This window comes from Weizmannia acidilactici, from assembly GCF_008974185.1.
Classification (GTDB): domain Bacteria; phylum Bacillota; class Bacilli; order Bacillales; family Bacillaceae_C; genus Weizmannia; species Weizmannia acidilactici.
In genome coordinates, this window is the sequence record NZ_BKZP01000011.1 from 44450 (window position 1) to 71443 (window position 26994).

Annotated in this window: 25 protein-coding genes, 2 pseudogenes and 1 riboswitch; of the genes and pseudogenes, 22 read left to right on the plus strand and 5 right to left on the minus strand. The window is 49.0% G+C overall.

Translation table 11 applies throughout. The features are described 5' to 3' along the window. Window positions 1–207: 207 nt before the first annotated feature. Window positions 208–1671, minus strand: coding sequence for an MFS transporter (locus BpJC4_RS06675; protein ID WP_151697690.1), 1464 nt, complete (start codon window positions 1669–1671; stop codon window positions 208–210). Between the two features lie 37 nt (window positions 1672–1708). After that, window positions 1709–2983 (minus strand): ATP-binding protein, encoded by a 1275-nt coding sequence (locus BpJC4_RS06680; RefSeq protein WP_151697691.1) that lies wholly within the window; start codon window positions 2981–2983, stop codon window positions 1709–1711. Between the two features lie 267 nt (window positions 2984–3250). Between BpJC4_RS06680 and BpJC4_RS06685 the strand changes: the two genes are divergently transcribed. Together BpJC4_RS06685 and BpJC4_RS06690 are read left to right on the plus strand one after the other, a co-directional pair. After that, window positions 3251–3817: a DUF2238 domain-containing protein gene (locus BpJC4_RS06685; RefSeq protein ID WP_172967483.1), complete on the plus strand. Its 567-nt coding sequence runs from the start codon at window positions 3251–3253 to the stop codon at window positions 3815–3817. Between the two features lie 17 nt (window positions 3818–3834). Beyond that, window positions 3835–4401: a DUF2238 domain-containing protein gene (locus BpJC4_RS06690; protein WP_151681084.1), complete on the plus strand. Its 567-nt coding sequence runs from the start codon at window positions 3835–3837 to the stop codon at window positions 4399–4401. A 99-nt stretch (window positions 4402–4500) separates the two neighbouring features. Here the strand turns inward: BpJC4_RS06690 and BpJC4_RS06695 are convergent, their stop codons facing one another. Both BpJC4_RS06695 and BpJC4_RS06700 read right to left on the minus strand, forming a co-directional pair. Continuing rightward, window positions 4501–5529, minus strand: a complete 1029-nt coding sequence (locus BpJC4_RS06695) for a sugar ABC transporter substrate-binding protein (RefSeq protein WP_151697705.1) — start codon at window positions 5527–5529, stop codon at window positions 4501–4503. A gap of 35 nt (window positions 5530–5564) precedes the next feature. Continuing rightward, complete coding sequence (locus BpJC4_RS06700) at window positions 5565–7271, minus strand: methyl-accepting chemotaxis protein (protein ID WP_151697693.1); 1707 nt, start codon at window positions 7269–7271, stop codon at window positions 5565–5567. Between the two features lie 196 nt (window positions 7272–7467). Here BpJC4_RS06700 and BpJC4_RS06705 point away from each other — a divergent pair, with 196 nt between their 5' ends. The 15 genes and pseudogenes from BpJC4_RS06705 (at window position 7468) to BpJC4_RS06775 (ending at window position 21404) form a co-directional block, all read left to right on the plus strand. Further along, on the plus strand, window positions 7468–8187 hold the full coding sequence (locus BpJC4_RS06705) for a YebC/PmpR family DNA-binding transcriptional regulator (protein WP_151697694.1): 720 nt from the start codon (window positions 7468–7470) through the stop codon (window positions 8185–8187). A gap of 362 nt (window positions 8188–8549) precedes the next feature. After that, window positions 8550–8759, plus strand: coding sequence for an STAS domain-containing protein (locus tag BpJC4_RS16535; protein ID WP_253693776.1), 210 nt, complete (start codon window positions 8550–8552; stop codon window positions 8757–8759). A gap of 228 nt (window positions 8760–8987) precedes the next feature. Further along, window positions 8988–9562: pseudogene (locus BpJC4_RS06715) on the plus strand (non-oxidative hydroxyarylic acid decarboxylases subunit B); the annotation flags it as partial. Next, window positions 9563–9913, plus strand: coding sequence for a prenylated flavin chaperone LpdD (gene lpdD, locus BpJC4_RS06720; protein ID WP_151681080.1), 351 nt, complete (start codon window positions 9563–9565; stop codon window positions 9911–9913). A gap of 114 nt (window positions 9914–10027) precedes the next feature. Beyond that, window positions 10028–11272, plus strand: coding sequence for an acyl-CoA dehydrogenase (locus BpJC4_RS06725; RefSeq protein WP_151697696.1), 1245 nt, complete (start codon window positions 10028–10030; stop codon window positions 11270–11272). Next, window positions 11250–12023, plus strand: coding sequence for an SDR family oxidoreductase (locus BpJC4_RS06730; protein WP_151697697.1), 774 nt, complete (start codon window positions 11250–11252; stop codon window positions 12021–12023). The genes BpJC4_RS06725 and BpJC4_RS06730 overlap by 23 nt, the downstream gene beginning before the upstream one ends. Window positions 12024–12094: 71 nt before the next feature. Next, window positions 12095–13708, plus strand: coding sequence for a long-chain-fatty-acid--CoA ligase (locus BpJC4_RS06735; protein ID WP_253724299.1), 1614 nt, complete (start codon window positions 12095–12097; stop codon window positions 13706–13708). A 72-nt stretch (window positions 13709–13780) separates the two neighbouring features. Continuing rightward, window positions 13781–14344 (plus strand): TetR/AcrR family transcriptional regulator, encoded by a 564-nt coding sequence (locus tag BpJC4_RS06740; RefSeq protein WP_151681076.1) that lies wholly within the window; start codon window positions 13781–13783, stop codon window positions 14342–14344. Window positions 14345–14355: 11 nt separating this feature from the next. Beyond that, on the plus strand, window positions 14356–14760 hold the full coding sequence (locus BpJC4_RS06745) for an acyl-CoA thioesterase (RefSeq protein WP_151681075.1): 405 nt from the start codon (window positions 14356–14358) through the stop codon (window positions 14758–14760). A 480-nt stretch (window positions 14761–15240) separates the two neighbouring features. Then, window positions 15241–15422: pseudogene (locus tag BpJC4_RS17265) on the plus strand (IS256 family transposase); the annotation flags it as partial. Between the two features lie 246 nt (window positions 15423–15668). Next, window positions 15669–16730 (plus strand): phosphotransferase family protein, encoded by a 1062-nt coding sequence (locus BpJC4_RS06755; RefSeq protein ID WP_151697699.1) that lies wholly within the window; start codon window positions 15669–15671, stop codon window positions 16728–16730. Between the two features lie 799 nt (window positions 16731–17529). Then, the gene (locus BpJC4_RS06760; RefSeq protein ID WP_017553189.1) at window positions 17530–18948 is read left to right on the plus strand and encodes an NAD-dependent succinate-semialdehyde dehydrogenase; all 1419 of its coding nucleotides are present in this window, start codon (window positions 17530–17532) and stop codon (window positions 18946–18948) included. Between the two features lie 184 nt (window positions 18949–19132). After that, a complete protein-coding gene (locus tag BpJC4_RS06765; RefSeq protein WP_026685138.1) occupies window positions 19133–19936 on the plus strand; it encodes a basic amino acid ABC transporter substrate-binding protein in 804 nt (267 codons plus the stop codon). Between the two features lie 92 nt (window positions 19937–20028). Beyond that, on the plus strand, window positions 20029–20685 hold the full coding sequence (locus tag BpJC4_RS06770; RefSeq protein ID WP_017553191.1) for an amino acid ABC transporter permease: 657 nt from the start codon (window positions 20029–20031) through the stop codon (window positions 20683–20685). Then, entirely contained in the window at window positions 20682–21404 is a 723-nt protein-coding gene (locus tag BpJC4_RS06775; protein WP_017553192.1) for an amino acid ABC transporter ATP-binding protein, read from the plus strand. Before BpJC4_RS06770 ends, BpJC4_RS06775 begins: the two co-directional genes overlap by 4 nt. A gap of 432 nt (window positions 21405–21836) precedes the next feature. On the opposite strand, the gene BpJC4_RS06780 is transcribed toward BpJC4_RS06775, so the two are convergent. Further along, entirely contained in the window at window positions 21837–23267 is a 1431-nt protein-coding gene (locus BpJC4_RS06780; protein WP_253693946.1) for a glycosyl hydrolase family 28-related protein, read from the minus strand. Window positions 23268–23405: 138 nt separating this feature from the next. After that, window positions 23406–23511: riboswitch (SAM riboswitch) on the plus strand. Between the two features lie 110 nt (window positions 23512–23621). Between BpJC4_RS06780 and BpJC4_RS06785 the strand changes: the two genes are divergently transcribed. The 5 genes from BpJC4_RS06785 to BpJC4_RS06805 are packed head-to-tail and all read left to right on the plus strand — an operon-like array spanning window position 23622 to window position 26982. Next, window positions 23622–24350, plus strand: coding sequence for a phosphoadenylyl-sulfate reductase (locus BpJC4_RS06785; protein WP_151697700.1), 729 nt, complete (start codon window positions 23622–23624; stop codon window positions 24348–24350). Between the two features lie 5 nt (window positions 24351–24355). Next, window positions 24356–24982, plus strand: a complete 627-nt coding sequence (locus BpJC4_RS06790) for an inorganic phosphate transporter (protein WP_172968317.1) — start codon at window positions 24356–24358, stop codon at window positions 24980–24982. Between the two features lie 14 nt (window positions 24983–24996). Continuing rightward, window positions 24997–25482 (plus strand): inorganic phosphate transporter, encoded by a 486-nt coding sequence (locus BpJC4_RS06795; RefSeq protein WP_151697701.1) that lies wholly within the window; start codon window positions 24997–24999, stop codon window positions 25480–25482. Then, window positions 25479–26234: a uroporphyrinogen-III C-methyltransferase gene (cobA, locus tag BpJC4_RS06800; protein WP_151681661.1), complete on the plus strand. Its 756-nt coding sequence runs from the start codon at window positions 25479–25481 to the stop codon at window positions 26232–26234. The genes BpJC4_RS06795 and cobA overlap by 4 nt, the downstream gene beginning before the upstream one ends. A 7-nt stretch (window positions 26235–26241) precedes the next feature. After that, window positions 26242–26982 (plus strand): sirohydrochlorin chelatase, encoded by a 741-nt coding sequence (locus BpJC4_RS06805; RefSeq protein ID WP_151697702.1) that lies wholly within the window; start codon window positions 26242–26244, stop codon window positions 26980–26982. The last annotated feature ends 12 nt before the right edge of the window (window positions 26983–26994 follow it).

Genomic DNA, 26994 nt, shown 5'->3' on the forward strand with positions numbered 1-26994 from the left:
TTAGAGGAAAATATTCCCGAAAAAATAGTTCAGAGAAGCCTCGTCAAGACTGTTAGAGGAAAATTTTCTCGAGGAAACGGTTCAGAGAAGCTATGTCACGACCGTTAGAGAAAAATTTCCCGAAGAAATGGATCTGAGAAGCTTACTCAAGATCATCTGATAAAAATTTCCGCTTAAAAAGGGGCTTTGAGGTCAGCCCCTTTCACATTAAACAGTCTGCCGGGTTTGCCCTTTTCTTTTTCTTGCCTGGAAAAGCCGCCAGCCTGTCAGGACGGCGCCGAGGAGGCAGATGCCCGCTGACCCGATAAAGACAACATGCATGCCGTCTATGAAAATATCGGGGCGGTTCAGGATGAGTGCGGTAACGCGGCGGCCGGCTTCGTGGCTCATCACGCCGAACAGCGTGCTTGTGGCGATTGAAATCCCGACGACCATCCCGACATTCCGGACGAGCGCATTGATGCTGCCGGCAATGCCGAGCTGCGTCCGTTTGACCGTCGACATGACGAGCGAATTATTCGGGGATTGGAACAGCCCGCTGCTGATGCCGAGCATGGCCGTAAGCATACATACAAGTGCGACGGCGCTCCCCTGATGGAGGCTGGCAAGGCCGATCTGCGCTGCGACCATTAACAGCAGCCCGATAAACGTCAGCAGCTCGGAACCGATTTTATCGCTCAATGCCCCGCTCAATGGCGCAACGACCACCATCGTGATTGGGAACAGCATGAGCACAAGCCCGGACTCGGACGGCGTCAAATGCAAAATATCCTGCGTATAAAACGGCGAGACGATGTTAAAGCAGAAGTTGCTGGCAAATACAAGAAAGCCGCAAAAAATGCTGAGCGAAAACAACGGGTTTTTGAAAAGTTCAAGCTGCATCATCGGATCTTTTTTGCGGGATTCCACGAATAAGAAAATGGAGAATAAGATCACACCGCCGATTAACGCAGCAATGATGCGTGGATCCCTAAACCCTGTCTGCTGGCTTAACAGCAGGCCGGCAAAAATGAAAACGATGCTTGCCGCAAACAAAAGGCTTCCCGGAATATCGAGTTTGGCCCGCGTTTTGATGAGGTCGCGCGGCAGAAAAAGCCAGCCGAGGATAATGGCAATCAAACCGATCGGTACATTGACCCAGAAAATATACGGCCATCCCAAGCCCGACACGATAAACCCGCCGATGCTCGGCCCCGCGATGCTTCCGAGGGAAACAAATGTTCCAATCAGACCGAGCGCCCGTCCGCGTTCGGTGGCGGGAAAAATTTCCGTAATAATGCCCTGGTTGGTGGACATCGTCATCGAAGCTCCCACGGCCTGGACAACCCGGGAAGCGACGAGGGAAAAAAGCGATTGGCTGAGGCCGCAAAGCAGCGAGCCGGCAATAAAGATAACGCAGCCGAGCTTAAACAGCTTAATTTTGCCGAACATATCGCCAAGTTTCCCGAAAAATAGAATCAGTGCGCAGATCGTCAGCATATAGCCGGTTACGACCCATTCCGATTCCGCAATCGCCAGGTGCAAATTTTTGGATATGGAAGGCAGGGCAATATTGACGATGCTGCCGTCCAGCGTGGACATAAAAGTAAATAAGTTTAGAACGATTAAAATGACCCACCGTTTGCTTTGGACAGTCGGGTCATCCTGGTAGGTTTTGATAGAGGAAGGCAAAAGAACACCTCATTTCTTCATGAAAATGTGCAATGCTTTATTCTAAACAGTGAAAAGGATTTTGTAAACTTGGATGCTTTTCATTTTTCCAGATCCGGATATATCCCCGGCAGTCCTGGTGAAAGTCCGGCTTAAAAAGAATCCCCGGTCGCGGCTGCAGTAAGATTTTTTTCGTTGTTTCTGAAAGGGCAGGAAAAATAAGTGTAATGGTCGTTCCTTTTCCTTTTTCGCTGTCCACCTGAACGCTTCCGTTCATCGTTTCCACAAGGCGGAAAACGACCATCATGCCATGTCCGGTTCCTTTCGATTCTTTCGTCGAGAAATAAGGTTCCCCCAGCCTGCTTTTTTGCGCTTCATCCATGCCGACACCTTCATCTGCGATGATAATCGAGACTTTGGAACTGTCCTGCTTTGTATAAATGGAAAGGACTCCCCCGTTTGGCATCGCTTCAATGCCGTTTTTCATAATATTGATGAGGATCTGCTGAAAGAACCCCGTATTGCCGACCATCTTACAGGAATGTAAGTGCGGGCGGATGTCAACAGCATTCATGTTCGCGAGCGGTTCCAGAATACGTATTGCCTTTTCAATCTCTTCTTCCAAATTCAACACTTCAAGTTTTTCCGGTGCCGGTTTTGCAAATGTCAAGTAATACCGGATAATCCCTTCTGCCTGATCCAGCTCGCTTACGGCAATCGATATGTATTTTTTCTTGTCTTCCGGTATATCTTTGGATTCCATCAATAATTGTAAAAAGCCGCGTGTTGCGGTCAGCGGGTTTCTGATTTCATGCGATATGCTTGCCGCCAAATGGCTGACCACTTCCATTTTTTCCATCCGGATCAACCGGCGAAGGACAAGGTGCTGCTTCCGGATGTGTTCAACCATATAGCCGACGATAAACATGCCGTCTGACTGGATCGCCACATATGCGAATGAAAAAGGCAGTGTAATCGGCAAATGGAAGAATAGGTTCACACCAATTATACTCCAGACTGTTATCCCAATCATGAGTGATGTCGACAGTAAAATTTTCTTTGGTATTGACAGCTGCATAAACTGTTTCTTCAGTAACATGATCACGATATAGAACAAAACGATGTTAGAAATCGCAAACCATGAGTGCTCAAACCCTTTAAATAACCGCAGCCCGATCATAAGCACGATCATCCAGTATCTTGTAAATCTATTCGCATATAAGCAATCGATTACAAACGGAATATATCGCAAGTCGAAAATGATGCCGCCATGAATGGTCACCGGCATCAGCATGCAAAGGGAGATTGAAACGGTTAAAGAGTAACAAATCAAAATGTTAACCGCGTTTTTATTCGGTTTAGGCTGGCTTGTCCAATACTGAACAAAAAGGAGAGAAACGAAGATGACGAGAAGATTTAATTAAAAAATATGATGTACTTTCCACAACCACGCCTCACTTGAATATGCACTGCCATCATTATAGCAATGATTCAGCGGAACCTTTATAAAAAGATGATATTTGTTTTTTTTACCAGCCATGAATGGATTTAGAAAAGCGGGGCATCTTAATCATGGATCATTAGGATATGGGGTGGGAGATTGAAACGCATTGTCATTATACTGTTCAGTGTTGTATTTATCATTGGAATGGCCGGACTGATGATTTATTTCATTATCAAGCATGATTCCCTGCGCTGGGTGATTGCACTTGGCGGCATTGCGTTAAGTGCGCTGCCGCTCGGATTGTTATTTTTGAAAAATAACCGAATCAATACGCCGACGGTCATTGGCTGGTACATATTTGTTTTCTGCTCGATCGGCCTCGGTTCGATCGGGGGTTTTTACGACCGTTTTAAGTGGTGGGATACGTCAGTCCATTTTTATAAAGGCGTATTTGTGGCCTGTGTCGGCATTACGCTCTATAAAATGTTTATCCCGGAAACAGCCAGGCGGAATGTATCCCGGTGGATTCCCGTGCTTTTTGTGCTGTCTCTTGCCGTCATTGCCAGCGTGCTTTGGGAAGTGTATGAATTTTTGGGGGATGTGATCGCCTCCCATACGATGCAGCGCGGAGGAAATACAGATACTATGTATGATCTTTTGGCAGGCCTTTTTGGCGGAATCGCAATTGCGGTTTATACTGGCATCAGGAAGCAAAACGTTTAAGAAGGAAAGTGGAAAACATGAACCGGAAAATCGTGCTCGGAATCAGTTTGGCTTATGTGGTGTGGATGGGTATATTAGCCGCCACACAATATGTTTCAGGGGAATCATGGAAGGCGGCGGTGGCAATCAGCGGCGTTCTTTGCGGCGCAGTTCCCCTCGTCCTTGACCTGTTTACAAAGTTTCGGTTCCATTTGCCCATCACCATTTCCTATTTTCTTTTTTTAATTGGTTCCCAGTATCTCGGCTCGATCCAGGGATGGTACGGCCTTGGCTGGTGGGACACATTGATGCACTTTGTGAGTGGATGCATTCTTGGGTTTACCGCAGTGGCTTTATATGAACGATTGGTGCTGCGAAATGCGGGCAGAGAAATCTCCGCGTGGTTTGTATTTTTATGTGTGCTCGGGTTTGCTTCTTTGGGCGGTGTGTTATGGGAAATGTATGAATTTACCGCAGACCGGCTTTTCGGATCTACCTTGCAGGGGAGCGGAAATAAAGATACGATGACCGATCTGATAGCGGATATGCTCGGCGGATTGGCTATTGCCTTGTGGTCAGGTATCCGGACCAAGATGAAGTACTAAGTTTTGTTGGAATTGGACCGAAACATGGCGAAATGGTGCCGCAACCACTCCCTCCAAACAAAAACCCCGGCTTTGAAAATCAAAGCGGGGGTCCCGTTTTCATTGGTAAACTTCCTGTTTGGTATAAAATTTGTCTTGGATCACTGTATCTTTAATATTGCGCTTTGTGACCGCAATCGGTTCGAGTAAAATCGTAGGGACATTGATTTTTCCGTTGTTTATGGTAGTGTCAGTGGTTACCTTTTTCCCTTCTGCCACATGGACGGCCAGTTTTGCCGCCTCCGTTGCAATTTTAGAAATCGGTTTGTACACGGTCATTGTTTGCGTTCCTTTTAAAATGCGGTGGATGGCCGGCAGTTCCGCATCCTGGCCCGATACCGGCACTTTCCTGGCCAAGCCAGCTGTATCAAGTGCTTCAATCACCCCGCCGGCCGTCCCGTCGTTTGCGGCAATGACCGCATCAATCTTGTTTCCGCGTTTTTTCAAAAGCGCCTGCATATTTTTTTTCGCCGTTTCCGGATCCCATTCGTTTGTATACTGATCGTACACCAGTTTCACTTTTCCTTTATCGATCAGGGGCTTGAGCACGTTCATGGCCCCCTGCCGGAACAGAATGGCATTATGGTCGGATTCCGCGCCGCCGACATAAGCAAAATTCCCTTCAGGCTGGTGCTTCAAAATTTCCTTCGCCTGCAGTTCCCCGACTTTTTCATTGTCAAACGAAATATAATAATCGACATTGGCATTTGTAATCAGGCGGTCGTATGATATAACTTTTACGCCGGATTTGTGCGCCATCGTGACAATTTTGGCTGCGATCTCCGCATTATGGGGCACGACGACCAAAATATCCACACCTTCTTCGATCAGCAATTTGGCCTGGTCGATCTGCACATCATCCAGCCCGTTCGCAGCCAGCGTTTTCACTTCCCCTCCGAGATCTTTCACTTGTTTTTCGAATAATTTTTTATCCCTGTACCAGCGTGCATCTTTTAACGTATCAATTAAAAAACCGACATAGACTTGATCCTCATTTTTGATCAATTTGACTTTCCGGCCGTTGCTCGTGTTGTCTGCCGTATTGGAGCAAGCCGGGATAATCAAGGCCGACACGATAAGAAGCACCATCAATTTCCAATATTTTTTCACCCGGTAGGCCCCCTTTAAAGCGTAAATTTCCTGACGAGGCTGTTCATCTGTTCCACCATTGATGCAAGCGTCTTGGCGCTTTCTGCGATCGATTCGATGGAATGGCGCTGTTCCAATACGGAAGCTGAAATTTCCTCAGCACCCGCGGCGGATTCCTCGGTCACGGCGGCAATATGTTCAACCGATTCGCCCATTTTTTGGCTGGACGCTAAAATATGGGAAAAAGCGGCGGAGACTCCCTGGATTCTTTCGGCCATGTCTTCCACCTTGGCTTTAATGATTTCAAACTGTTTTCCGGTCGTTTCAATTTGCACGGAACCTTTTTGGACTTCTTGAAAGCCTTCGGATAAATCCGATGCAATTTTTCCGGCCGCATCTTGAATGGAAAACACGATGGAAGTAATTTCGCCGACAGACTGCGCCACCCCGTCCGCAAGTTTTCGAACTTCTTCCGCCACAACGGCAAAACCGCTCCCTGCTTCACCGGCACGGGCGGCTTCGATGGATGCGTTAAGCGAAAGCAAATTCGTCTGAGCGGCAATGCCTTTAATGACATCGACGATTTTCGCAATCGCATGGGCCTGTTCCTCCAAATGTTTTACATTGGCAACCGATTGCCGGAACGTATCCGTAATCGTATGCATTTGCTGCAAAGACATCTGCATGAGCGCATTTCCGGATGAGGACGCTTCGAGCACTTCATTGGAAAATCCAACGAGTTTTTCATTATGGCTTTGCGCCTCCGCCAATTCTTCATTGAAAGTCTGCGCACTTTGGGAAATGAAAGAAGCGTTTTCAGCCTGGGTGCCTGCCCCGGACGCCATTTCTTCAATCGTTACGGCAATCTGGCCGCTCCCTTCATGCAAGGATTCGGTCGAGGAAAACAGATTTGTGCTGTGCCGGTCGATTTCATCGGAGACCGTCCGAATTTCGGCAATCATGTTCCGGAGATTTTCCCCCATTTCATTCATAGAAGCGGCGAGTTGCCCGATTTCGTCCCGGCCGTCGTACGTGATTTCGGCTGAATCAAGTTTCCCACTTGCGACTTCTTTGCTGCGGTTTACAATGTTTTTCAAATGATGGCTGATCCGCCAGCTGATAAGAATCAGGCAGATGAGGGAAAAGAACAAGGAGCCTGCTGAAGACAAGATGAGCAGCAACTTGACATGTTGCAACTTGTTCTGTGACTTCTGCAATGAGGCTGTACTGGATTCATCTGCAGATGTTTTCAATGTTTCCCCAAGTTTTGCCATTTTCAGTTTCAATTGATTTGTCGATGTGTACAAGGTTTGGAATTTGCTTGTATTCATCTGCTGGACGTTCGGAACGACATTGCTGAAAAAGTATTGGTCAAGCTGGTTGTTCGCGTCTATCATTTGGTTAAAAGTATCCAGTTCCCGGCCTGACAAATACGGCTTGATCTGTTTTGCCGTTTGGACAAAGGACTTGCTGTACGTTAAATATTCCGTCAACATCTTATCATGGGAAAGGATGATGTACTCCGGGATCATCGTATATTTTTCATTAAAAAGCTTAACAAGCGTGCCCGCCTGTATCGCCATTTTGTTTCTTTCTTTGGCACCTTCCATTAAGCGGCTTGTATTTGCCAAAGAGATAGACGTGATCACAACAGCTGTGAGAAAGGCCACTGCCATCATCAGCATAGCTGCAAAATATTTGCCGCCGATCGTTATGTTTCTCCATCTTAGTTGTTTGAACAAAAAATCCCACCTCCTTGATGCGGATTCTAATTATCCCATCCACCTTTCATATCGGCAGAAAGCAGAGAGGGTTTACATTTGTTTTTTGTTAACATCCTACAATAAAGGCTCGAAAAACACAGGCCGGTTGGTGTATAATTCAAAAATGGATGAGTACGGTATGAAACTGAATTTTATTTGAAAGTGAGTGATCCCAATGGGACGCAAATGGAATAATATAAAGGATAAAAAAGCGGCGAAGGATGCAAACACAAGCCGTATTTATGCAAAATTCGGGCGCGAAATTTATGTTGCGGCAAAGCAGGGGGAACCGGATCCGGTGTCGAACAGCGCTTTGAAAATGGTCCTCGAACGGGCGAAAACATACAGCGTGCCGAAATCGATCATTGACCGCGCGATTGAAAAAGCAAAAGGCGGGTCGGATGAAAATTATGACGAACTGCGCTATGAAGGGTTCGGCCCGAACGGTTCGATGGTGATTGTCGATACGTTGACGAATAACGTGAACCGCACCGCTTCCGAAGTGCGCGCCGCGTTCGGGAAAAACGGCGGCAATATGGGCGTCAGCGGCTCGGTTGCCTATGCGTTTGACAAAACGGCGGTGATCGGCGTTGAAGGGAAAACGGCGGATGAAGTGCTCGAACTTTTATTGGAAGCGGATATTGATGTGCGCGATGTGTTTGAGGAAGATGGCGCCGTCATTGTTTACGCCGAACCGGACCAGTTCCACGCTGTTCAGGAAGCTTTCCAAAATGCCGGTATCTCGGAATTTACGGTTGCCGAGCTGACGATGCTGCCGCAAAACTATGTGACGCTTTCTGAAGAAGACCAGGCGAAATTTGAAAAGTTGATCGATGCGCTGGAAGATTTGGAAGACGTCCAACAAGTGTACCATAATGTGGATTTAGGGGAATAAAATTTGGCGGCCGGGCACGTGCCGGGCCGCCAAAAGAAAAGCGGTAAGATATCTGTTGTGGTATCTTGCCGCTTTTAATTTGTTAAAGGTTAAAAATTGCTTTTTCAGAACCTCACAAGTGCCCTCCGCGTTTTTGCATGTTCGATAAAATCGTCTAAAGCGTGCCGCTATAATGAAATGACCAATTCTGATCCAAATAGAGTGGGTTTTCTGTGAGCGAACATCCGAATATCAATGTAGGCGGACTTCAATCGGGCAATATGATGACGAACGCGCGGATGAACTGATTGAAAAAACGCTGAACAATTTGCCGCAGTATAAAGCGAAATACGTGGTGCTTGATTTGACGGCGCTTGATGTAGATGAAGATCGGCACAGCCTCCGCTTTAATGGGCACGAAAACCATCCTGGTCGGCATTTCCCCTTCCATGAGCCTGGCCATTTCGTCTTCCGGGCTGGATTTCAGCCGGTTTGACTGCTTCCAGACCCTCCAGCACAGCATCCATTACGCGCATCGGAACGGGCTTTTCGATAAACATCGGCGCCCGTTTTTTTGGGGCTGCGGGGCTTAATGTCATTCGAGTAAAAACACCGCCTGATGAACGCTCTCCGTACAGGGAGAACCTATTTGTGAAAAAAGATTGACTGTATAGCGGTTATATACTTTATCATTTGGCTGGGTTGATGGCCGCGGGGGCTTTGTAAATCCGCGGCCATCCACACAGTCTATCATTTCAAAACGATGGATCCGGCTCCGGCCGGCAACCGATCCATTTTTTGTGCAAAAGGCGGGGGAGCATATGAAAATCATTGTGGGCATGACGGGTGCGACGGGAGCGATTTTCGGCATCCGCCTGCTTAAATTGCTGAAAGAGGCAGGTGTGGAAACGCATCTGGTAATGTCAAAATGGGCGGGGGTCAATATCGAAACGGAAACCCCGTACCATATTAAAGAAGTTGAAAAGCTGGCTGATGTTGTCTATTCTTTTAAAGATCTGGGGGCGGCGATTTCCAGCGGCTCATTCCAGGTCGATGGCATGATCGTGGCGCCATGCAGCATGAAAACGCTGGCCTCGATCCGGATCGGGTATACCGATAACCTTGTTACGCGCGCGGCCGATGTGATGTTAAAAGAACGGAAAAAACTGCTGCTTTTAACGCGGGAAGCGCCGCTCAACGATATCCACCTGGAAAACATGCTTGCCCTCTCCAGGATGGGGGCGGTCATTTTTCCGCCGATGCCCGCGTTTTACAACAAGCCGGAAACGATTGATGACATTGTGAACCATATTGTGTACCGCGTTATGGATCAGTTCGGGATCCATGCGCCGGAAGAAAAAAGATGGTACGGGTTGAAAAGCAGGAGGGTGGAACGATGATCCATCTCGAGAAAACGAAGGGGCGCGTCCATCTCGTTTTGGACGCCTGTTTTATGGGCGAAGACATTGTCGTCATGATCTCCGGCGGCGACCGCCCGCACCTCGGCACGATTTCCGCCGGGGCAAGGCTTGAGCCGATGCAGACAGTCCAACTGCAAAACCATAAGGAATTTTATATCACCGAAGAGGTGGCCGTCCGCCTCCGCAAGCATTTCAGGGGCAATTTCGCCGTTCTGTCCGGCACCCATCTTGACAACGCAAGCAAGGAAGAAATCAACTGGATGACAGAAATGGCCATTGAACTGGGAGATGCATTGATTGAACAATTGAAGGGAAAAACTTCTTAAAAGCGGAAAGGCCGGGCAGCCTCTGCTTCACTTTTTCTTGAAATTTTCATACGATTTCGTTTATACTTAAAATAACATACTAACCGGTTAGTTAGCGAAAGGGGGATGGGCAGTGTGAATTTTGATTATTCGCCGAAAGTGAAAGAACTGATTTCAAAGCTTGAGCGTTTTATGGAAGAGAATGTGTACCCGAATGAAAAGGTTTTTGAAGAGCAGCTGAATGCGCAGGAAACAAGATGGACCGTGCCGCCGGTGATGGAAGAACTGAAAGCAAAGGCGAAGAAAGAAGGATTGTGGAATTTATTTTTGCCGGACAGCGAGTACGGGGCGGGGCTTACGAATCTGGAGTATGCGCCGCTGTGCGAAATCATGGGGAGGTCTTTCATCGGGCCGGAAATATTTAACTGCAACGCCCCGGATACCGGGAATATGGAAGTGCTTGTCCGTTATGGGAGCGAAGAACAGAAGGAGAAATGGCTGAAGCCGCTTTTAAACGGGGAGATCCGTTCCTGTTTTTCGATGACGGAGCCGGATGTGGCTTCTTCGGATGCGACCAATATTTCGTGCAGCATTGTGCGCGATGGCGATGAATATATCATTAATGGGCGGAAATGGTGGTCATCGGGGGCCGGCGATCCACGCTGCAAAATCGCGATCGTGATGGGGAAAACCGGCCCAGATGCGCCGCGCCATGAGCAGCAGTCTATGATTCTCGTGCCGCTTGATACGCCGGGGGTGAAGATTGAGAGAATGCTGCCGGTTTTTGGATATGACGATGCACCGCACGGCCATGCCGAAATTACATATGAAAATGTGCGCGTGCCGGCGGAGAACATCATTTGGGGCGAAGGAAAAGGATTTGCGATTGCGCAGGGAAGGCTCGGCCCGGGCAGGATCCACCACTGCATGCGGCTGATCGGGGCAGCAGAGCGCGCGCTTGAAGAATTATGCAAGCGCATACAAAATCGTGCGCCGTTTGGAAAGCCGCTCGCAAAACAAGGCGTCATCCAGCAGTGGGTGGCTGAGTCCCGCATCGAAATTGAACAGGCGCGGCTGTTGACGCTTAAAGCGGCGTATATGATGGATACGGTCGGCAACAAGGAAGCGAAAAAAGAAATTGCGATGATCAAAGCGGTCGCACCGCGGATGGCACTGGCTGTCATTGACCGCGCAATCCAGGCGTTCGGCGCAGCCGGCGTTTCGTCCGATTTCCCGCTTGCAAGACATTGGGCAAACGCCCGTACATTGCGGCTGGCGGACGGGCCGGATGAAGTGCACCTTGCGCAGATTGCAAAGCTGGAGCTGAAAAAATACCAAGAAGGGGGAAGTGCGGCCCATGAACGTGTTCGAATTGTTTAGTTTAAAAGGAAAAACTGCGATCGTGACAGGCGGCGGCAGGGGGCTTGGCGAACAGATCGCGACAGCTTTTGTGGAAGCGGGGGCGGATGTTGTGCTCTGTTCGCGTAAAAAAGCGGTATGTGAAGAAGCGGCAGGCCGGATTGAAGCACTTGGCGCCAAAACGCTCGCGCTTGAGTGCGATGTCACGAACCGCGCCCAGGTCGACCGGATTGTGGAGGAGACGGTCAAGAAGTTCGGAAAAATCGACATCCTCGTCAATAACAGTGGGGCGACATGGGGGGCACCTGCGGAAGAAATGCCGGCAGAAGCCTGGGAAAAAGTGATGAATGTCAATGTGACCGGTACTTTCCATATGAGCCAGGCGGCTGGGAAAGTGATGATCAAACAGGGGCACGGCAAAATCATTAACATTTCCTCTGTCGCCGGGCTTGGCGGGGTCGATCCGCGCATTATGGATACGATTGGCTACAACACGAGCAAAGGCGCGATCATTACGTTTACAAAAGATTTGGCCGCAAAATGGGGAAGGTACGGCATCAACGTCAACGCGATCGCCCCAGGATTTTTCCCGACCAAAATGGCCCGGGTCATCATCGAGCGCGGGAAAGACCCGATTTTGGAGGCCACGCCGCTGAAACGGTTCGGCAATGACCACGATTTGAAAGGCGCCGCCGTATTCCTTGCTTCCGCCGCTTCGGATTATGTCACGGGGGATGTGCTCCTCGTCGACGGCGGTATGCATGTGCTGTAGAAAACACGTTTATGCTAAATCCCCGCATATTTTGCGGGATTCAAATAAAACAAAAACAGGGAGGATTTGGAGTGGAAAACAAAGTGTGGCACGCTGTTTATCAGGATGAGATCCCGAAAGAAATTGAAGTGCCGGATTATCCGTTGCACCAAATACTTGCATACACAGCCCAAAAGTTCCCGGACCAAAATGCCATTTCTTTTTACGGCAGAAAAATGACATACACCGACCTTTATAAGGCATCGCTTGCTTTTGCTTCCGCCCTCCAGCAAAAAGGGGTTAAAAAAGGCGACCGGGTGGCAATCATGCTGCCGAACTGCCCGCAATATGTAGTGGCCTATTACGGGACGCTCACCGCAGGCGCCATAATCACCCAGGTCAACCCGATGTACGTCGAACCTGAAATCAAGCATATTTTAAACGACTCGGGCGCGGAAACGATGGTTGTGCTGGATGATGTGTATCCGAAAGTAAAAGCCGTCCGGGCGGAGACAGCGCTGAAAAATGTGGTTGTGGCCAGCTTAAAGCCGGCTCCCGTACCATTGGAAGATGGCGAATTATTTGATGCATTTTTGCAATCGGGCGGGGATTTTACGCCTCCCAGGTTTGACCCGGAACATGATGTGGCCGTGCTACAGTACACCGGCGGCACAACCGGCCGGTCAAAGGGGGCGATGCTGACCCACAGGAACCTCCTTGCCAATTTGATCCAGACTTCTGAATATTTTAAACCGGTCATTGAGCCCGGGAAAGAACGCGTACTGACCGTCATTCCGCTTTTTCATGTGTTCGGGATGACTTGCGCGATGAATTATGCGGTTTATACCGGTGCAGAATCGATCATGCTGCCGAGATTCGAGCTGGAGGAAGTGCTCAAGACGATCAAAGAAACGCAGCCGACATACTTTCCGGGCGTTCCAACGATGTATATCGCGATCACAAACCACCCGAAAGCAATGGAATACGGCATCCATTCCATTAAAACGTGCAATAGCGGAAGCGCGCCGATGCCGATGGGGCTTTTGCGGGAGTTTGAAGAAAAAACGGGCGCCGTCATTGTCGAAGGATACGGGCTCTCAGAAGCATCACCGGTTACGCACTGCAATCCCGTTTTCGGAAGGCGGAAACCGGGCAGCATCGGGGTCGGGCTGCCGTCGACCGATTATAAAATTGTCGATGTGGCAACAGGCATGGAAGAATTGAAGCCGGGCGAAACCGGTGAGCTGATCGTAAAAGGCCCGCAGGTGATGAAAGGCTATTGGAACATGCCGGAAGAAACGGCGGAAGCGCTCCGGGACGGCTGGCTGTACACCGGCGATATCGCGAAAATGGATGAAGAGGGGTACGTTTATATCGTCGACCGCAAAAAAGACATGATCATTGCGAGCGGATACAATGTTTATCCGCGCGATGTCGAAGAAGTGCTGTATGCCCATCCCGCCGTCAAGGAAGCGGTGGTAATCGGCGTGCCGGACCCGTACCGCGGCGAAACGGTCAAGGCGTATGTTGTGTTAAAAGAAGGGCACGAGCTCTCGGAAGAAGCGTTGAAAGAATTTTGCAGCGCCCATCTCGCCCCTTACAAACGCCCGAAAATCATCGAATTCCGGAATGCGCTGCCGAAAACGAATGTCGGGAAAATTTTACGCCGCAAGCTGCGTGAAGAAGAGAAAAAGGTGATGGAATAAGGACGGGAACGTGGAGCCTGGCGTATGGTATAATTTTCTAAATAATAATAATAACGATTGAGAGGATCGGGTATGAAAACGAAAATTACGGAACACAGCATACGCTTATTTGAACAAAAAGGCTTCACGGAAACGTCGATCCAGGACATCGTCGACAGCATCGGCGCGACGAAGGGTACGTTTTACTATTATTTTTCCAGCAAAGAACAGCTCCTGATGGACATCCATTTGGACTATATTACAAAACTTTTGGAAAAACAGGCGGCGATCATGGCTGAGGATAAACCGTGCAAGGAGAAGCTGCATGCACTTGTGTTGATGCTGCTTGAGAGCATCAAAACGGAAAAAGCAAAGGCGATTATCTTTTTCCGGGAGATGAAAAATTTAAGTGGTGAGAAGCTGGAGCTGATTTTGCAAAAACGCGAAGCCTTCCGCCTCGGTTTTGAGCGGCTGCTCCGGGAAGGCATAGAAAACGGGGAGTTTACGGCACATTTGGATGCCAATTTGGCTTCGCTTGCGATTCTCGGCATGGTTAACTGGAGCTATCAATGGTTCAATCCCGGGGGGCGCAAATCGGAAGCGGAAGTGGCGGAAATTTTTACGGACATTGTGCTGCATGGTATTGAAAAAGCATAGGGGGAATGGATTTGCACGAAACCCAATTGAGGCCTCGGTTTTGCGAGACGGATGCGCTCGGGCATATCAACAACGCCAGCTATTTTGTTTATTTTGAAGATGCCCGGCTTCAGTTTTTTGAAAGTATCGGCGCGAGCGTGGAAATCAAGGATTTTAATATCATTTTGGCTTCGGCGAAATGTGATTTCATCAGCCAGGCGTTTTACAACCAGGTGCTTGCGGTTCGTACGGGTGTTTCAAAGATCGGCAATTCGAGCTGCGAGCTGGCCCATGAAATCCTGGACGCGGAAACAGGGCGGCTCATTGCAAGAGGAAAGGCGGTCATCGTCTTTTTCGATTTCGATGCGCAAAAATCGCGCCCGATTCCGGAAGATATAAGGGGAATATTGGAGAAGCATTTGGAAAAGACAGTGTAAATAAGTATATGCTCTGCTTGTGGGAGATCTATTTTAACATTTGAGGCTGCCCAAAAGTGCCATTTAACCAGAAAATTTTTCTCTATTGTCCTTATAGATACTTTAAGAAACGTTAGAAGAGCAAAGTATGTAATGACCGGTCTTTATAGGGCTTCTAAGGACTGTTAGGCAAGGGAATTCTGTCACGAATGAACTTAATAGGGCTTCTAAGGACCGTTTGGCAAGGAAATTCTGTCACGAATGGTCTTAATAGAGCTTCTAAGGACTGTTTGGCGAGGAAATTCTGTCACGAATGGTCTTAATAGAGCTTCTAAGGACTGTTTGGCGAGGAAATTCTGTCACGAATGGTCTTAATAGAGCTTCTAAGGACCGTTAGGCGAGGAAATTCTGTCACGAATGGTCTTAATAGAGCTTCTAAGGAGAGAACGTATTTTGTTTTGTGTAAATGGTCATACTTACCAATTAAGTAGATGATCATTTATGCGAAATTTTCGCGATATGACGATTAGAGAACTGGCCAGTCAACGCCAAACTGTAGACGATGTTCAAAATATGATAAGAGATCTATTTAAAGAGACACTTCAAACCATATTTGAAGCCGAAACTGTCCTAAGCACAGTGCCAATGGAATTCATACTGGAAATAGCCGTAACGGCTTTTCCCTTCCTTTGAGCAGAACCCTGGCAGGTGCTCGAGTTGCTTTCCAGCAAGTAGGAAGCACCGTGTGTACACTGAGAAACATTTTATAAATGTGGTTAAACCCACAGAGGGAGAAAGAATTGTCCCAATGATCCATTATCTAGAAATATCCCGGGATACCCAAAAAATTTGACTTATGACTGGAAGCAAGCAGGTAATTCAGGCTCTGAAGCAAGGGGCTAAAAATAATATACGAGGGGGAGAGGATGATGAGTCCGGATACGATTCCGGTCCGCAAAGGGGAAGAACTGGATTTAACAAAACTGCAGGCCTATTTGCGGGAACATATCCCGGAAATGCCCGATGCGCCGCTGAAAATGTCGCAGTTTTCGGCCGGCCGCTCAAATTTGACGTATCAATTGAAAGCGGGTGCATGGGAAGCGGTGCTGAGGCGCCCTCCGCTCGGCCCGGTTGCTCCGAAAGCCCATGATATGGGGCGCGAATTCCGCGTTTTGAAGGCGCTTCAACCGTTTTTCGCGCTGGCGCCGAAAGTGTATCTTTATGAAGAAGACCCATCCGTCGTTGGAGCGCCGTTTTTTATCATGGAAAGGAGACACGGTGTTGTGCTGGATACGTCTTTTCCTACTGGTGTGGAGCCTACAAAGGAAAAGTGCCGGAAAATTTCTGAGATCATGGTCGAACGGCTCGTGGAACTGCACGCGATTCCGTATGAAGAAACGGGGCTTCTTGCGATGTCAAAGCCGGACGGATTTTTCGAACGCCAGGTGCATGGCTGGATTGAGCGTTACAACCGCGCGAAAACGGACGACATTCCGGAAGTGGAGCCGCTCATCGACTATTTGCGGGACCATATTCCGAAGCAAAGCGGTGCCGCGGTGATCCATTATGACTACAAGCTCAACAATGCGATGTTGAGCGAAGACTTTTCGAAAATGGTCGGCCTGTTTGACTGGGAAATGGCTACAGTCGGCGACCCGCTTGCGGATCTCGGCGTCGCCCTCAGCTACTGGACGGAAAAGGATGATCCGGAGTTGATCAAGCAGGGGACCGGTGAACCGTCTGTCATGGTCATGGACGGCTTTATGACGCGCCGCGAGTTTATCGAAGCCTACGCGAAAAAAAGCGGCCGTGACGTCTCGAACATTGATTACTATTTGATTTTCGGTTACTTTAAGCTCGCCGGCATCTGCCAGCAGATTTACTACCGCTATAAACGCGGCCAAACTCTGGACCAGCGCTTCGCCCACCTCGGCACCGTCGTCCGCAGTCTCATCCGGTACGCGGCCGAAGTGGCGGATAAGGTGAGGTAGGGGGCTTCTTGGGGGAAGGGATTACCTGCTCTAAAAATAATTCAATTTAGTATCTGTTGTAACTTGTAGAGTGCGAGTCTGACATGGCGGGGATTGACCCGCCTGTTTGCCGACGATCTCGAGTGGCACGGTAAGCCTGTCGGTTATGAATAGGCGGCGGGCGGCTGGAATTCTAGTTTTGTCGTCGATCCCCAGTAGCGCACAAAACCCGGGAGATCGACGACAATTTTTTGATAGTGGATTTGTTCAGGAATATAGAGATGGAGCGGATTTTGCGGATTGGTTAAAATTTTGGGCTGGATGGAAGGAAAATAAGGGGGCGGGAGAGAATAGTTATAATATAGAGGTTTTTTGGGGGTTTTTATATTACCTAAAAGGAATTGAAACACGTTTGTACACATTTTAGTACAATTTCGGACAAAAGTTTTTATATTACCTAAAAGGAATTGAAACTAGATTGATGGATTGATGAAATATCCATTTGCAGCAGTTTTTATATTACCTAAAAGGAATTGAAACAAGCCTTGGATTAGCCATTTTGTGCCGTCTGTGTCGGTTTTTATATTACCTAAAAGGAATTGAAGCAATCCCTGCAATCCAGCCTGTCCAAAGATGGTGCCCCATGTCCTATAACGAATTAAAACTAGTAGCTCATCCTCGCTATATGCCGCATTACCTCATTTTACCTCACCTGCAAACCTGCGCCCCATTCTTGAACCCTATCACTTTTCCACAAAACCTCAAACAAGCATTTCCCCTCAAAAAATCGTAAACTATTAAACGAAGGGAGATGGAGCTATTGGAAAATTACCTGATGTACATTAACGGTGAATGGACAGGGGAAGAGCTGCCGAAAATGGAAGTGGACAACCCGGCAGTCAATGAAGTGATAGCGACTGTTCCGAAAGGCGGGAAAAAGGAAGCTGAGCTTGCGGCTGATACCGCGTATGCCGCTTTTCCGGCGTGGGCGGCGCTGTCCGCTTACGAACGGAGCGCGTACCTCCGCACCTGGTTCAATCTGATTCAGGAAAACGAAAATGAGCTCGCCAGGACGATGACAATCGAACAGGGCAAGCCGCTCAAGGAGGCGATCGGGGAAATGCGCTATGCGAACGGGTTTATCGAGTGGTTTGCCGAAGAAGGGAAACGCATTTACGGCGAAACAATCCCGGCATCGGTTACGAACAAGCGGCTGTTCGTCCATAAACAGCCGGTCGGAGTCGTGGCTGCGATTACCCCGTGGAACTTCCCGGCCGCAATGATCACCCGGAAAGTGGCGCCTGCCCTTGCTGCCGGCTGCACGGTCGTCATTAAACCGGCAAAACAAACGCCGCTCACTGCATTGAAACTTGCGGAACTCGCCGCAAAAGCCGGCATTCCGAAAGGCGTCATCAATGTCGTCACCGGAAGCGCAAAAGAAATCGGGGATGTCTGGCTTGCAGATGAGCGTGTCCGCAAGCTGACGTTTACCGGATCCACTGAAGTCGGCAAACTGCTCATGCGCGGCTCGGCCGATACCGTGAAAAAAGTGTCGCTTGAACTGGGCGGGCATGCGCCGGTTATCGTTACGAAAAACGCGGACCTCGACAAAGCGGTGGAAGGCACGGTCGCGGCGAAATTCCGCAATGCCGGCCAGACTTGCGTATGCTCCAACCGCATTTATGTACAGGAAGAAGTGTATGAAGCTTTTACAAAAAAATTCACCGAAAAAGTGAAGGCGCTCCGCATCGGCAACGGTTTGGAAGAAGGAACGGATATCGGGCCGCTGATCGACAAAAATGCGGTTGAAAAAGTCGAAAAGCATGTGAAAGACGCGGTCGAAAAAGGCGCCAAGGTGGAAACGGGCGGAAGTGTGAAAGAAGGGCTTTTCTTTGAACCGACTGTCATTTCCAATGTGACCGATGACATGTTATGCATGAACGAAGAAACATTCGGGCCGCTCGCGCCGGTGACGAAATTTGCCGGTATCGATGAAGCGATTAAACGCGCCAATGACTCGATTTACGGGCTGGCTGCATATGTATTCACGGAAAACATTTCGGAAGGCATCAAAATCGCTGAAGGCCTAGAATACGGCATTGTCGGGCTGAACGACGGGCTCCCGTCCACCCCGCAGGCTCCGTTCGGCGGCTTCAAGCAGAGCGGGCTCGGCAGGGAAGGCGGACGCTACGGCATCGAAGAATTTTTGGAAGTCAAATATATTTCACTTGGATTGTAATCTTCAAAAAAGCAGCGGGTGCAGGCCCGCCGCTTTTTTTACACATCAAAAAATTTTAGTCAGAAAATCTTACAAAAGTAAAAAACAATTCAAATTTTAACGTTATAATAAATTTTGTCAATACATACAACATTATGCTATTATTTGAGTAGATTTGAAAATTGAAAAAACAGGGGGGAAAAAGATGAAGAAATTTGCGGCATCCGTGCTTGCATTGATTCTTGTTTTGGCGCTTTCGGCATGCGGATTAAGCAAAACCAGCAGCGGCACGGAGACGAAAAAAACGATCAAAGTCGACACGAACGCTGCGTATGCGCCGTTTGAATACATGGATAAAGGGCAGATTATCGGCTTTGACGTCGATGTCATGAATGCCCTCGCCAAAGAATCCGGCTACAGGGTCCAGTTGAAAAACATCGGCTGGGATCCTTTGTTTGTCGAAGTGAAAAACAAATCGGCGGATATGGCCATTTCCTCGATTACGATCACGAAAGAACGCGCGCAGACGTATGATTTTTCGGTGCCGTATTTCCTGTCGACGAACGAAATTTTAGTACCGGAAAAGAGCGATATTAAAAGCGCGGCGGATTTAAAAGGCAAGACTGTCGCCGTCCAAAGCGGAACGACCGCCCAGGAAGTATTGGAAGGCTTGTTTGGAAAAAATAACAAAAACATTAAAAAGTTCAAGCAAAACACAACGGCCATCATGGATTTGGTCGAAGGCGGATCCGATGCGGTCGTTGCGGATAATACGGTTGTGGAGGAATACGCGAAAAACAACCCGGACAAAAAGCTGAAAGTCATCAAAGATACGAAGGCGTTCCCTGCCGAATATTACGGCCTGATGTTCCCGAAAGGCAGCAAACTGAAAGCGGATTTCGACAAAGCGATCAATAAAATTTACGACAACGGCACCTACACCAAAATCTATAAAAAATGGTTCAAAACCGAACCGGATATTCAAAAACTGAAAGCCCAGCAGAAATAATTTTTCAAGTGCAGCCGGTGCGCGCCGGCTGCTTCATAAACTGTATATTGCGTAACTTAAGGTTGCGCAATTTTGGCCTAGGGAGGAAACACATGGATATTCGCTTTGATATCATCATCGAATATTTGCCGTATTTGTTGAAAGGAACGCTTTTAACGATCGGGCTTTCCGTGGCGGGTATATTGTTCGGTATGCTTTTAGGGCTCTTGATCGGGCTCGGGGAAATGATACGGAATAAAATCCTCGCTCTCCCGTTCCTGTGCTATGTCGGGTTTTTCCGCGGAACGCCGCTGTTTGTGCAAATTTTGATCGTCAACTTCGGCGCTGTGCCGCTATTTTTAGGGAAAACGAACGGGATTGTCGCCGGGGTGATTGCCCTTTCGCTTAACTCAGCCGCGTATGTGGCGGAAATTTTGCGGGGCGGCGTGCAGTCCATCGAAAAAGGGCAGATGGAAGCAGCCCGTTCGCTTGGGCTCAGCCATGTACAGGCAATGCGCTATGTCATTCTGCCTCAGGCTTTTAAAAGGATGATCCCGCCGCTTGGCAATGAATTTATCGTACTCATTAAGGATTCATCGCTCGTATCCGTTATTGCCGCACCTGAAATTGTATATTGGGCGCAGGCGATGGAAACGCAGTATTACCGGGTTTGGGAGCCGTATCTGACAGCTGCCTTCCTTTATCTCGTTTTGACGCTTTCCCTCAGCTTCCTTTTACGCTTCATAGAAAGAAGGTTGGCAACAGAATGATCAAAGTGGTGAATTTGAAAAAATCTTTCGGGGATAACGAGGTGCTGAAAAACATCAATGTCGAGATCAAACCGCAGGAAGTGGTCGTCGTCATCGGCCCGTCCGGTTCGGGGAAATCGACTTTCCTGCGCTGCATCAATCTGCTTGAGACGATCACAGACGGCCATGTATACATAGAAGGTGTTGATATCGCGGATAAGTCGACGAATATCAATAAAATCCGCACAGAAGTCGGCATGGTGTTCCAGCAGTTTAATCTTTTTCCACATATGACCGTTCTGGAAAACATTACCCTTTCTCCAATCAAGGTGCGGAAGCTTTCAAAAGAAGCAGCAAAGCAGAAGGCGCTTGAACTTTTGCGCAAAGTTGGGCTCGAAGAAAAAGCGGACGCGTATCCGGATTCGTTATCGGGTGGGCAAAAGCAGCGGATTGCGATCGCCCGCGCGCTTGCGATGGAACCGAAAATCATGTTGTTTGATGAACCGACGTCTGCGCTTGACCCGGAAATGGTCGGGGAAGTGCTCGAAGTCATGAGGAGCCTGGCAAAAGACGGCATGACAATGGTCGTCGTCACGCATGAAATGGGCTTTGCCCGAGAAGTCGGGGACCGCGTCCTGTTTATGGACGGCGGCTATATTGTCGAAGAAAACACGCCGCAGGAACTGTTCGAAAACCCGCAGGAAGAACGGACAAAAGCATTCTTGAGCAAGGTGCTGTAAGAAGGGGCTGCCCCGAAAGCAGGATCCGAGGCTTTCGGAGCAGCCTTTTTACATAGAGGGAAGAATGGCATGCTTACCACTACGGATCATTAACCCGGAATTAAAGCCATGATATGGTCTGAGAAGTCACAACAAGACCATTAGCAAAAAATGAAAGCCGTGTAATGATTCCGAGAATCCGCCTCGGGACCGAAAGCTTGGAATTGAAATGGTGTAATGGTTCTGAGACGCCACAACAAGACCATTAGCAAAAAATGAAAGCCGTGTGATGGTTCCGAGATGCCTCATCAAGACCGTTAACCAAGAACGAAAAGCGAGTTATGGTTCATAGAAGCCCTATTAGGACCAATTATCCCATTCACAGCTTTAAAAAATTAAAATTTATACCTGATAAGCCAAATGACCAGCGTAAATGTCGGAAACTCCCTGCAGTCACTTTACCAACACGCATCTGTCTTTGCCTTTTATCCGTTTTGCATTTTTAAACCCGCTGATGTTAATATTTTTCAGGACAACGTTTTTTGCCCGGTATTGGATGGCGATCACGGGATTACCTTTAAAATCGTAATCCGGGTCGCCGATTGCGGTGAGCCCGTTGATTACAACATTTTGGTATGCGGAAACGACGAGGCTGCGCGGTGTGGAATCTTTATATAAATCGGTAAAAACCGGTGCAATAGAGACAAGATTTGCCGCGACAATATGGTTGGCGCTTTTCGAATTGGCATCTTTCCCTTTATGGTGGCCGATGTGCCGGAAATTAAAAGAACGGTTGTCCCGGACCGAAAGATGGCCGTAAATATGGACATGGGAAGCGGCCGATGCATTGTGGTGGGCTTTGATTTCCACGCCGCCGAAGCAACCGGTTGTGGCGTTATTGCAAAGCCACACATAGCGGGAGCCGTCATCAATTTCAATGCCGTTGGAGTTGGAAAAACCTTCCGTATGGGCCCTGCCGCTCGGATGGAAGCAGTACGAGTTTGAAATAAAAATATAGTCGCTGTGGTGGGTTGTGATGCCATCATCTCCGAACCCGCTTGCAGTGATGCCGTCGAGCCATATATAACGGCTTCTCCCGGGGGCAAGGAACCCGTCGCCCAAATAATGATAGCGGGTGGATGACACATCAAAGCCGTGCAGGCCAGCATTGACAGCTTCCACGTTTTTCACCCAGCCGTACGTGACGTGAGCAAAAGTAAGGCAGCTCGACCGGTTGTTTCCGGCCGAAGTTTTTTCTGCTTGACCGAGCCTTTCCACATTCCAATCAAGCGTCAGGCCTTCTACGAGAATATGGTCATTGCCGTACCGGAAGTCGGCATTTTGGACGAGCCGCGTTTTTTTCGGCGCACCCGGGTGGAATTTGATCGTTGTAACACCTTTCCCGCGGCCGATCAGGCATGTCCATGAAGGAAGCTTGAGCCCTTTGACGAGAAAAGTACCCGCGGGCACGATCACTTTTACCCGCCCGCTGCCGATTGCTTTTTGAAACGCCGTTGTGCTGTCGGTTTTTCCGTCCCCGATCGCGCCGAAGTCAAGGATGTTCACTTCGCGATTGGCCGTTTCAAGGAGCCTATTGTATTCCTTGTCCAGTTCCGTTTTCCATTCAGGGTAAACAAGTCCGCTATCGTCTGCGAAGGTCTTGCATGGTCCAACAGGGTATTTCCGGTTCAAGAGCAGGTGCGAGAAGGAAAACGGCTTTGGAAAATTGGGATTGCAATACATCTGAAAAAGCTGCAGGTTTTCTTCAATCAGCCTGTTCAGTTGAAACGGCCGGCGGGAGAGTTGCCGCAGTAATGTTCCGTTTGTTCTTGGTTCGTGGTGTTTGTCCAAATGCATCATATTTTCACCTCGTCTTGCTTCCATTCAGCCATTTTTTCCTCCCTATGTCAATTTGCTGCATCATCCAGTCAAAAGAATGGGTCTTTTTTTCCTTGTCTGAATTTTTAGTTGACGAATAGGGTTAGAAGGTATAAAATGATTTTCAAGTTCATATTCATGGTTTTCTTATCAAGAGAGGTGGAGGGATAGGCCCTGTGAAGCCTCGGCAGCAGGTTCGGAACCGGAACACTGTGCCAATTCCTGCAGGTGGATGCCTGAAAGATAAGAAGATGCCTATACTGTGTTAAATACAGTTGCCGGATGTCTTCTTACTTTGGGGTAAGAAGTTTTTTTATGGTTTAATTCTTAGTAGTCGAATAAGAAAGAGGGGAATAGAGGGTGGAACAAGCGCGTCTCACTTATGAACAGTTTACCGCCGATCCGTTTGCGGATTTCGTGCCGGAAGATGATACAAAGGGAGCTTTGGAAGTTTTGCAATGGGCCTACCGCATATACGGCAAATCGGTTGTATATGCGTGCAGTTTTGGCGCCGAAGGGATTGTGCTCATTGATTTAATTTCAAAAGTCAGGAAAGATGCGGACATCGTTTTTTTGGACACCGATCTGCATTTTCCGCAGACATACGATTTGATTGAAAAAGTGAAGAAAAAATATCCGGATTTGAATATACGGATGAAAAAACCGTCCCTCACGCTCGACGAACAGGCGGCGCAATACGGCTCCGCCCTGTGGAAACGTGACCCGGACCAATGCTGCTATCTCCGCAAAGTCAAGCCGCTTGAAGAAACATTACAGGGGGCGGCCGCCTGGATATCGGGCTTAAGGCGCGAGCAGTCTCCGACAAGGCGGAACACCAATTTTGTCAATCGGGATGAACGGTTCCATTCTATCAAAATCTGCCCGCTCATTTATTGGACATGGGACGACGTCTGGCAGTATATCCGGTCCAATGTTTTACCGTACAATGAACTGCATGACCAGGGCTACCCGAGCATCGGCTGCTTCCCGTGCACGCGTGCAGTCGGGAACGGCGATCCGCGTGAAGGAAGATGGGTGGGATTCAACAAAACCGAATGCGGGCTACATACGGTAAAGAAAGGGGATTAACGGATTTGCTCATCATCATCTTGTCATTTGTCATGGCCTATTTCTTCGCGTATAACATCGGGGCAAGCGGCTCTGCGGCATCAATGAGCGTCTCATACGTGGCGGGGGCCGTCAAATCAAAAAGGGCGGCGCTCATCATTTGCTCGGCTGCGTTGTTTGCGGGTGCGGTTTTCAGCAGTGGGCCTGTTGTTAAAACATTGAGCAAATCGATTATCCCGGAACATATTCTAACTCCTGAAGTCGTGCTGATCGTGCTGGCTTCTTCGGCGGGGACGCTTTTTATTTCGAACCTGTTGAGCGTTCCGCTGTCGACGAGCGAAGTGACGGTCGGGGCGATCGTCGGTGCCGGGCTTGCGTACCAGTCGCTCCATCTGAAAATGCTGTTTACGATTGTTGCTTTTTGGTTTATTGTCCCGGTTGCCGCGATGTTTGTCACTTATTTGCTTGTAAAAGCCGGAAACCGGATTTTTAAGGAAAAAAACGTGCTCGGCCCGAAAACGGGGAAATTTTTTTCGATCGTGTTGATCATTACCGGATGCCTTGAGGCTTATGCGGCCGGAATGAACAATGTCGGCAATGCGATCGGGCCGCTTGTCGGGCGGGGCTCGTTCCACAAGAAATCGGTGTGTTGAGGGGTGCTTTGCTGATGGTGGCCGGGGTCTTGACTTTGGGCGGCCGGGTCTTTGAAACAAGCGCCAAAAGAATTGTCAGGCTTTCGGTCGGAAACGGCATTGCCATCTCCGGGGTTTCGGGCGTGCTTGTGACGCTTGCCTCGCTGTACGGCCTGCCGATTCCGATTACGCAGGTGACCACTTCGGCCATTGCCGGTGTCAGTGCCGCGAAAAACGGCCAGGCGGCTTGGAAACAGCCGATCATTACGATTATATTAAGGATATGGTTTGTTTCCCCGGTGTTGTCCATGGTCGTTTCATATTTTTTGATCCAATCTTTCATAAAATTCAATTTTTACGCAGACGCTGTGATCATCGGCGCTGCCATTGCGACGGTCTGCATGGTCAGCCTGACGGGCAGTCGGAAGCAATTGTTCCAGCGTGAATCGGAAACCGCAGGCAGGAAAAAGCGGTTTGCCAATCTTTACGCCATTACAACAGAAGAGCAGGTGAAACGATGAGAAAAGTATATTTAGTCGGCGCGGGGCCGGGTGACCCGGAACTGATTACGGTAAAAGGCTTGCGGGCAATCCGGGAAGCGGAGGTCATTTTATACGACCGGCTGGTGAATCCCGAGTTGTTAAAAGAGGCCAAAAAAGATGCGGAACTGATTTATTGCGGCAAAAAACCGAACGCCCACATGATGACGCAGGAAATGATCAACCATCTGCTTTGCCATTTCGCCAACCAGGGAAAAACCGTTGTGAGATTGAAAGGCGGTGACCCGTTTATTTTCGGGCGGGGCGGTGAAGAAGCGCAATCTCTTGTGAAAAAACATATTCCGTTTGAAATCGTGCCGGGGATCACGGCCGGATCCGCTGCACCTGCCTATGCCGGTATTCCGCTTACCCATCGCAGCCTCAGCGCCTCCGTTGCGTTTGTAGCCGGCGTTTCAAAAGAGGGCGGCGATTTGGATGCGTACTGGTCAAAGTATGCCGGGATTGATACGCTTTGCATCTATATGGGCGTAAAAAATTTGCCGTTGATCTGCGCGCAGCTGATCAAACACGGGAAACCTGCAGGCACGCCGGCTGCGCTCATCCATTGGGGCACGACCAAAAAGCAGGAAACGGTAACGGGCACGCTGGAAAATATTAGCGAAAAGGCTGCTGCGCTTCGTAATCCTTCTCTTCTGATTATCGGTGAAGTTGTGAAACTGCGCAGCGAATTAAAATGGTTCGAACATCAGGCGGCTGCAGTGTATACAGGGTGACCGGCGTATGAAACAAGGGATTTTATACGTCAGCCATGGCAGTCGCGTTCCGGAAACAGCGGCAGAAGCAACAAAGACGATCCGGCTTGTGATGGAAAAAATAGAAGCAGACCTACAGGAGATTTGTTATTTGGAAATTGCTGAGCCGGATATAGCAGCCGGCATTGATGCGCTTGTCCGGGGCGGGGCGGGGCGCATTGCGGTCGTGCCGGTCCTGCTTTTGAGCGCCGGCCATTATCATGAAGATATCCCGCGCGCGATCCGGGAAGCGAAAAAACGGTATCCGCATATTGTTTTTACTTACGGCCGGCCGCTCGGAGTGCAGGATCGGATCATCGATGTCGTTGCGGAAAATATCCGGAAAACCGGGGTGCCCCCGGGTGCGGAGATCCTCCTGGTCGGGCGCGGCAGCCGAAATCCAGGGACAATCCGGGACTTTGAAAAAATTTCATCCCGGCTGAGAGAAAAACTGGGGGTGGAATCCGTTAAGCCATCGTATTTAGCGGTGTTGCAGCCGTCTTTTGACAAAGCGCTGTTTAAGCTCGCCGGAACCGGGCGCCCGGTTGTGGTGGCCCCGTATTTATGGTTTACCGGCCTGCTCGTTCGGTCGATGGAAAAGAAAGTGGACAAGTTAAACCGGGAAGGGCATGATGTCCGTCTGGTACAGTACCTCGGCTGCCATCCACACATGGTCGACGCGCTGGCTGACCGGACAAAGGAAGCGTTGAAAGCGGCAGTGTTTGTTTGAAAGGAGCAGCGG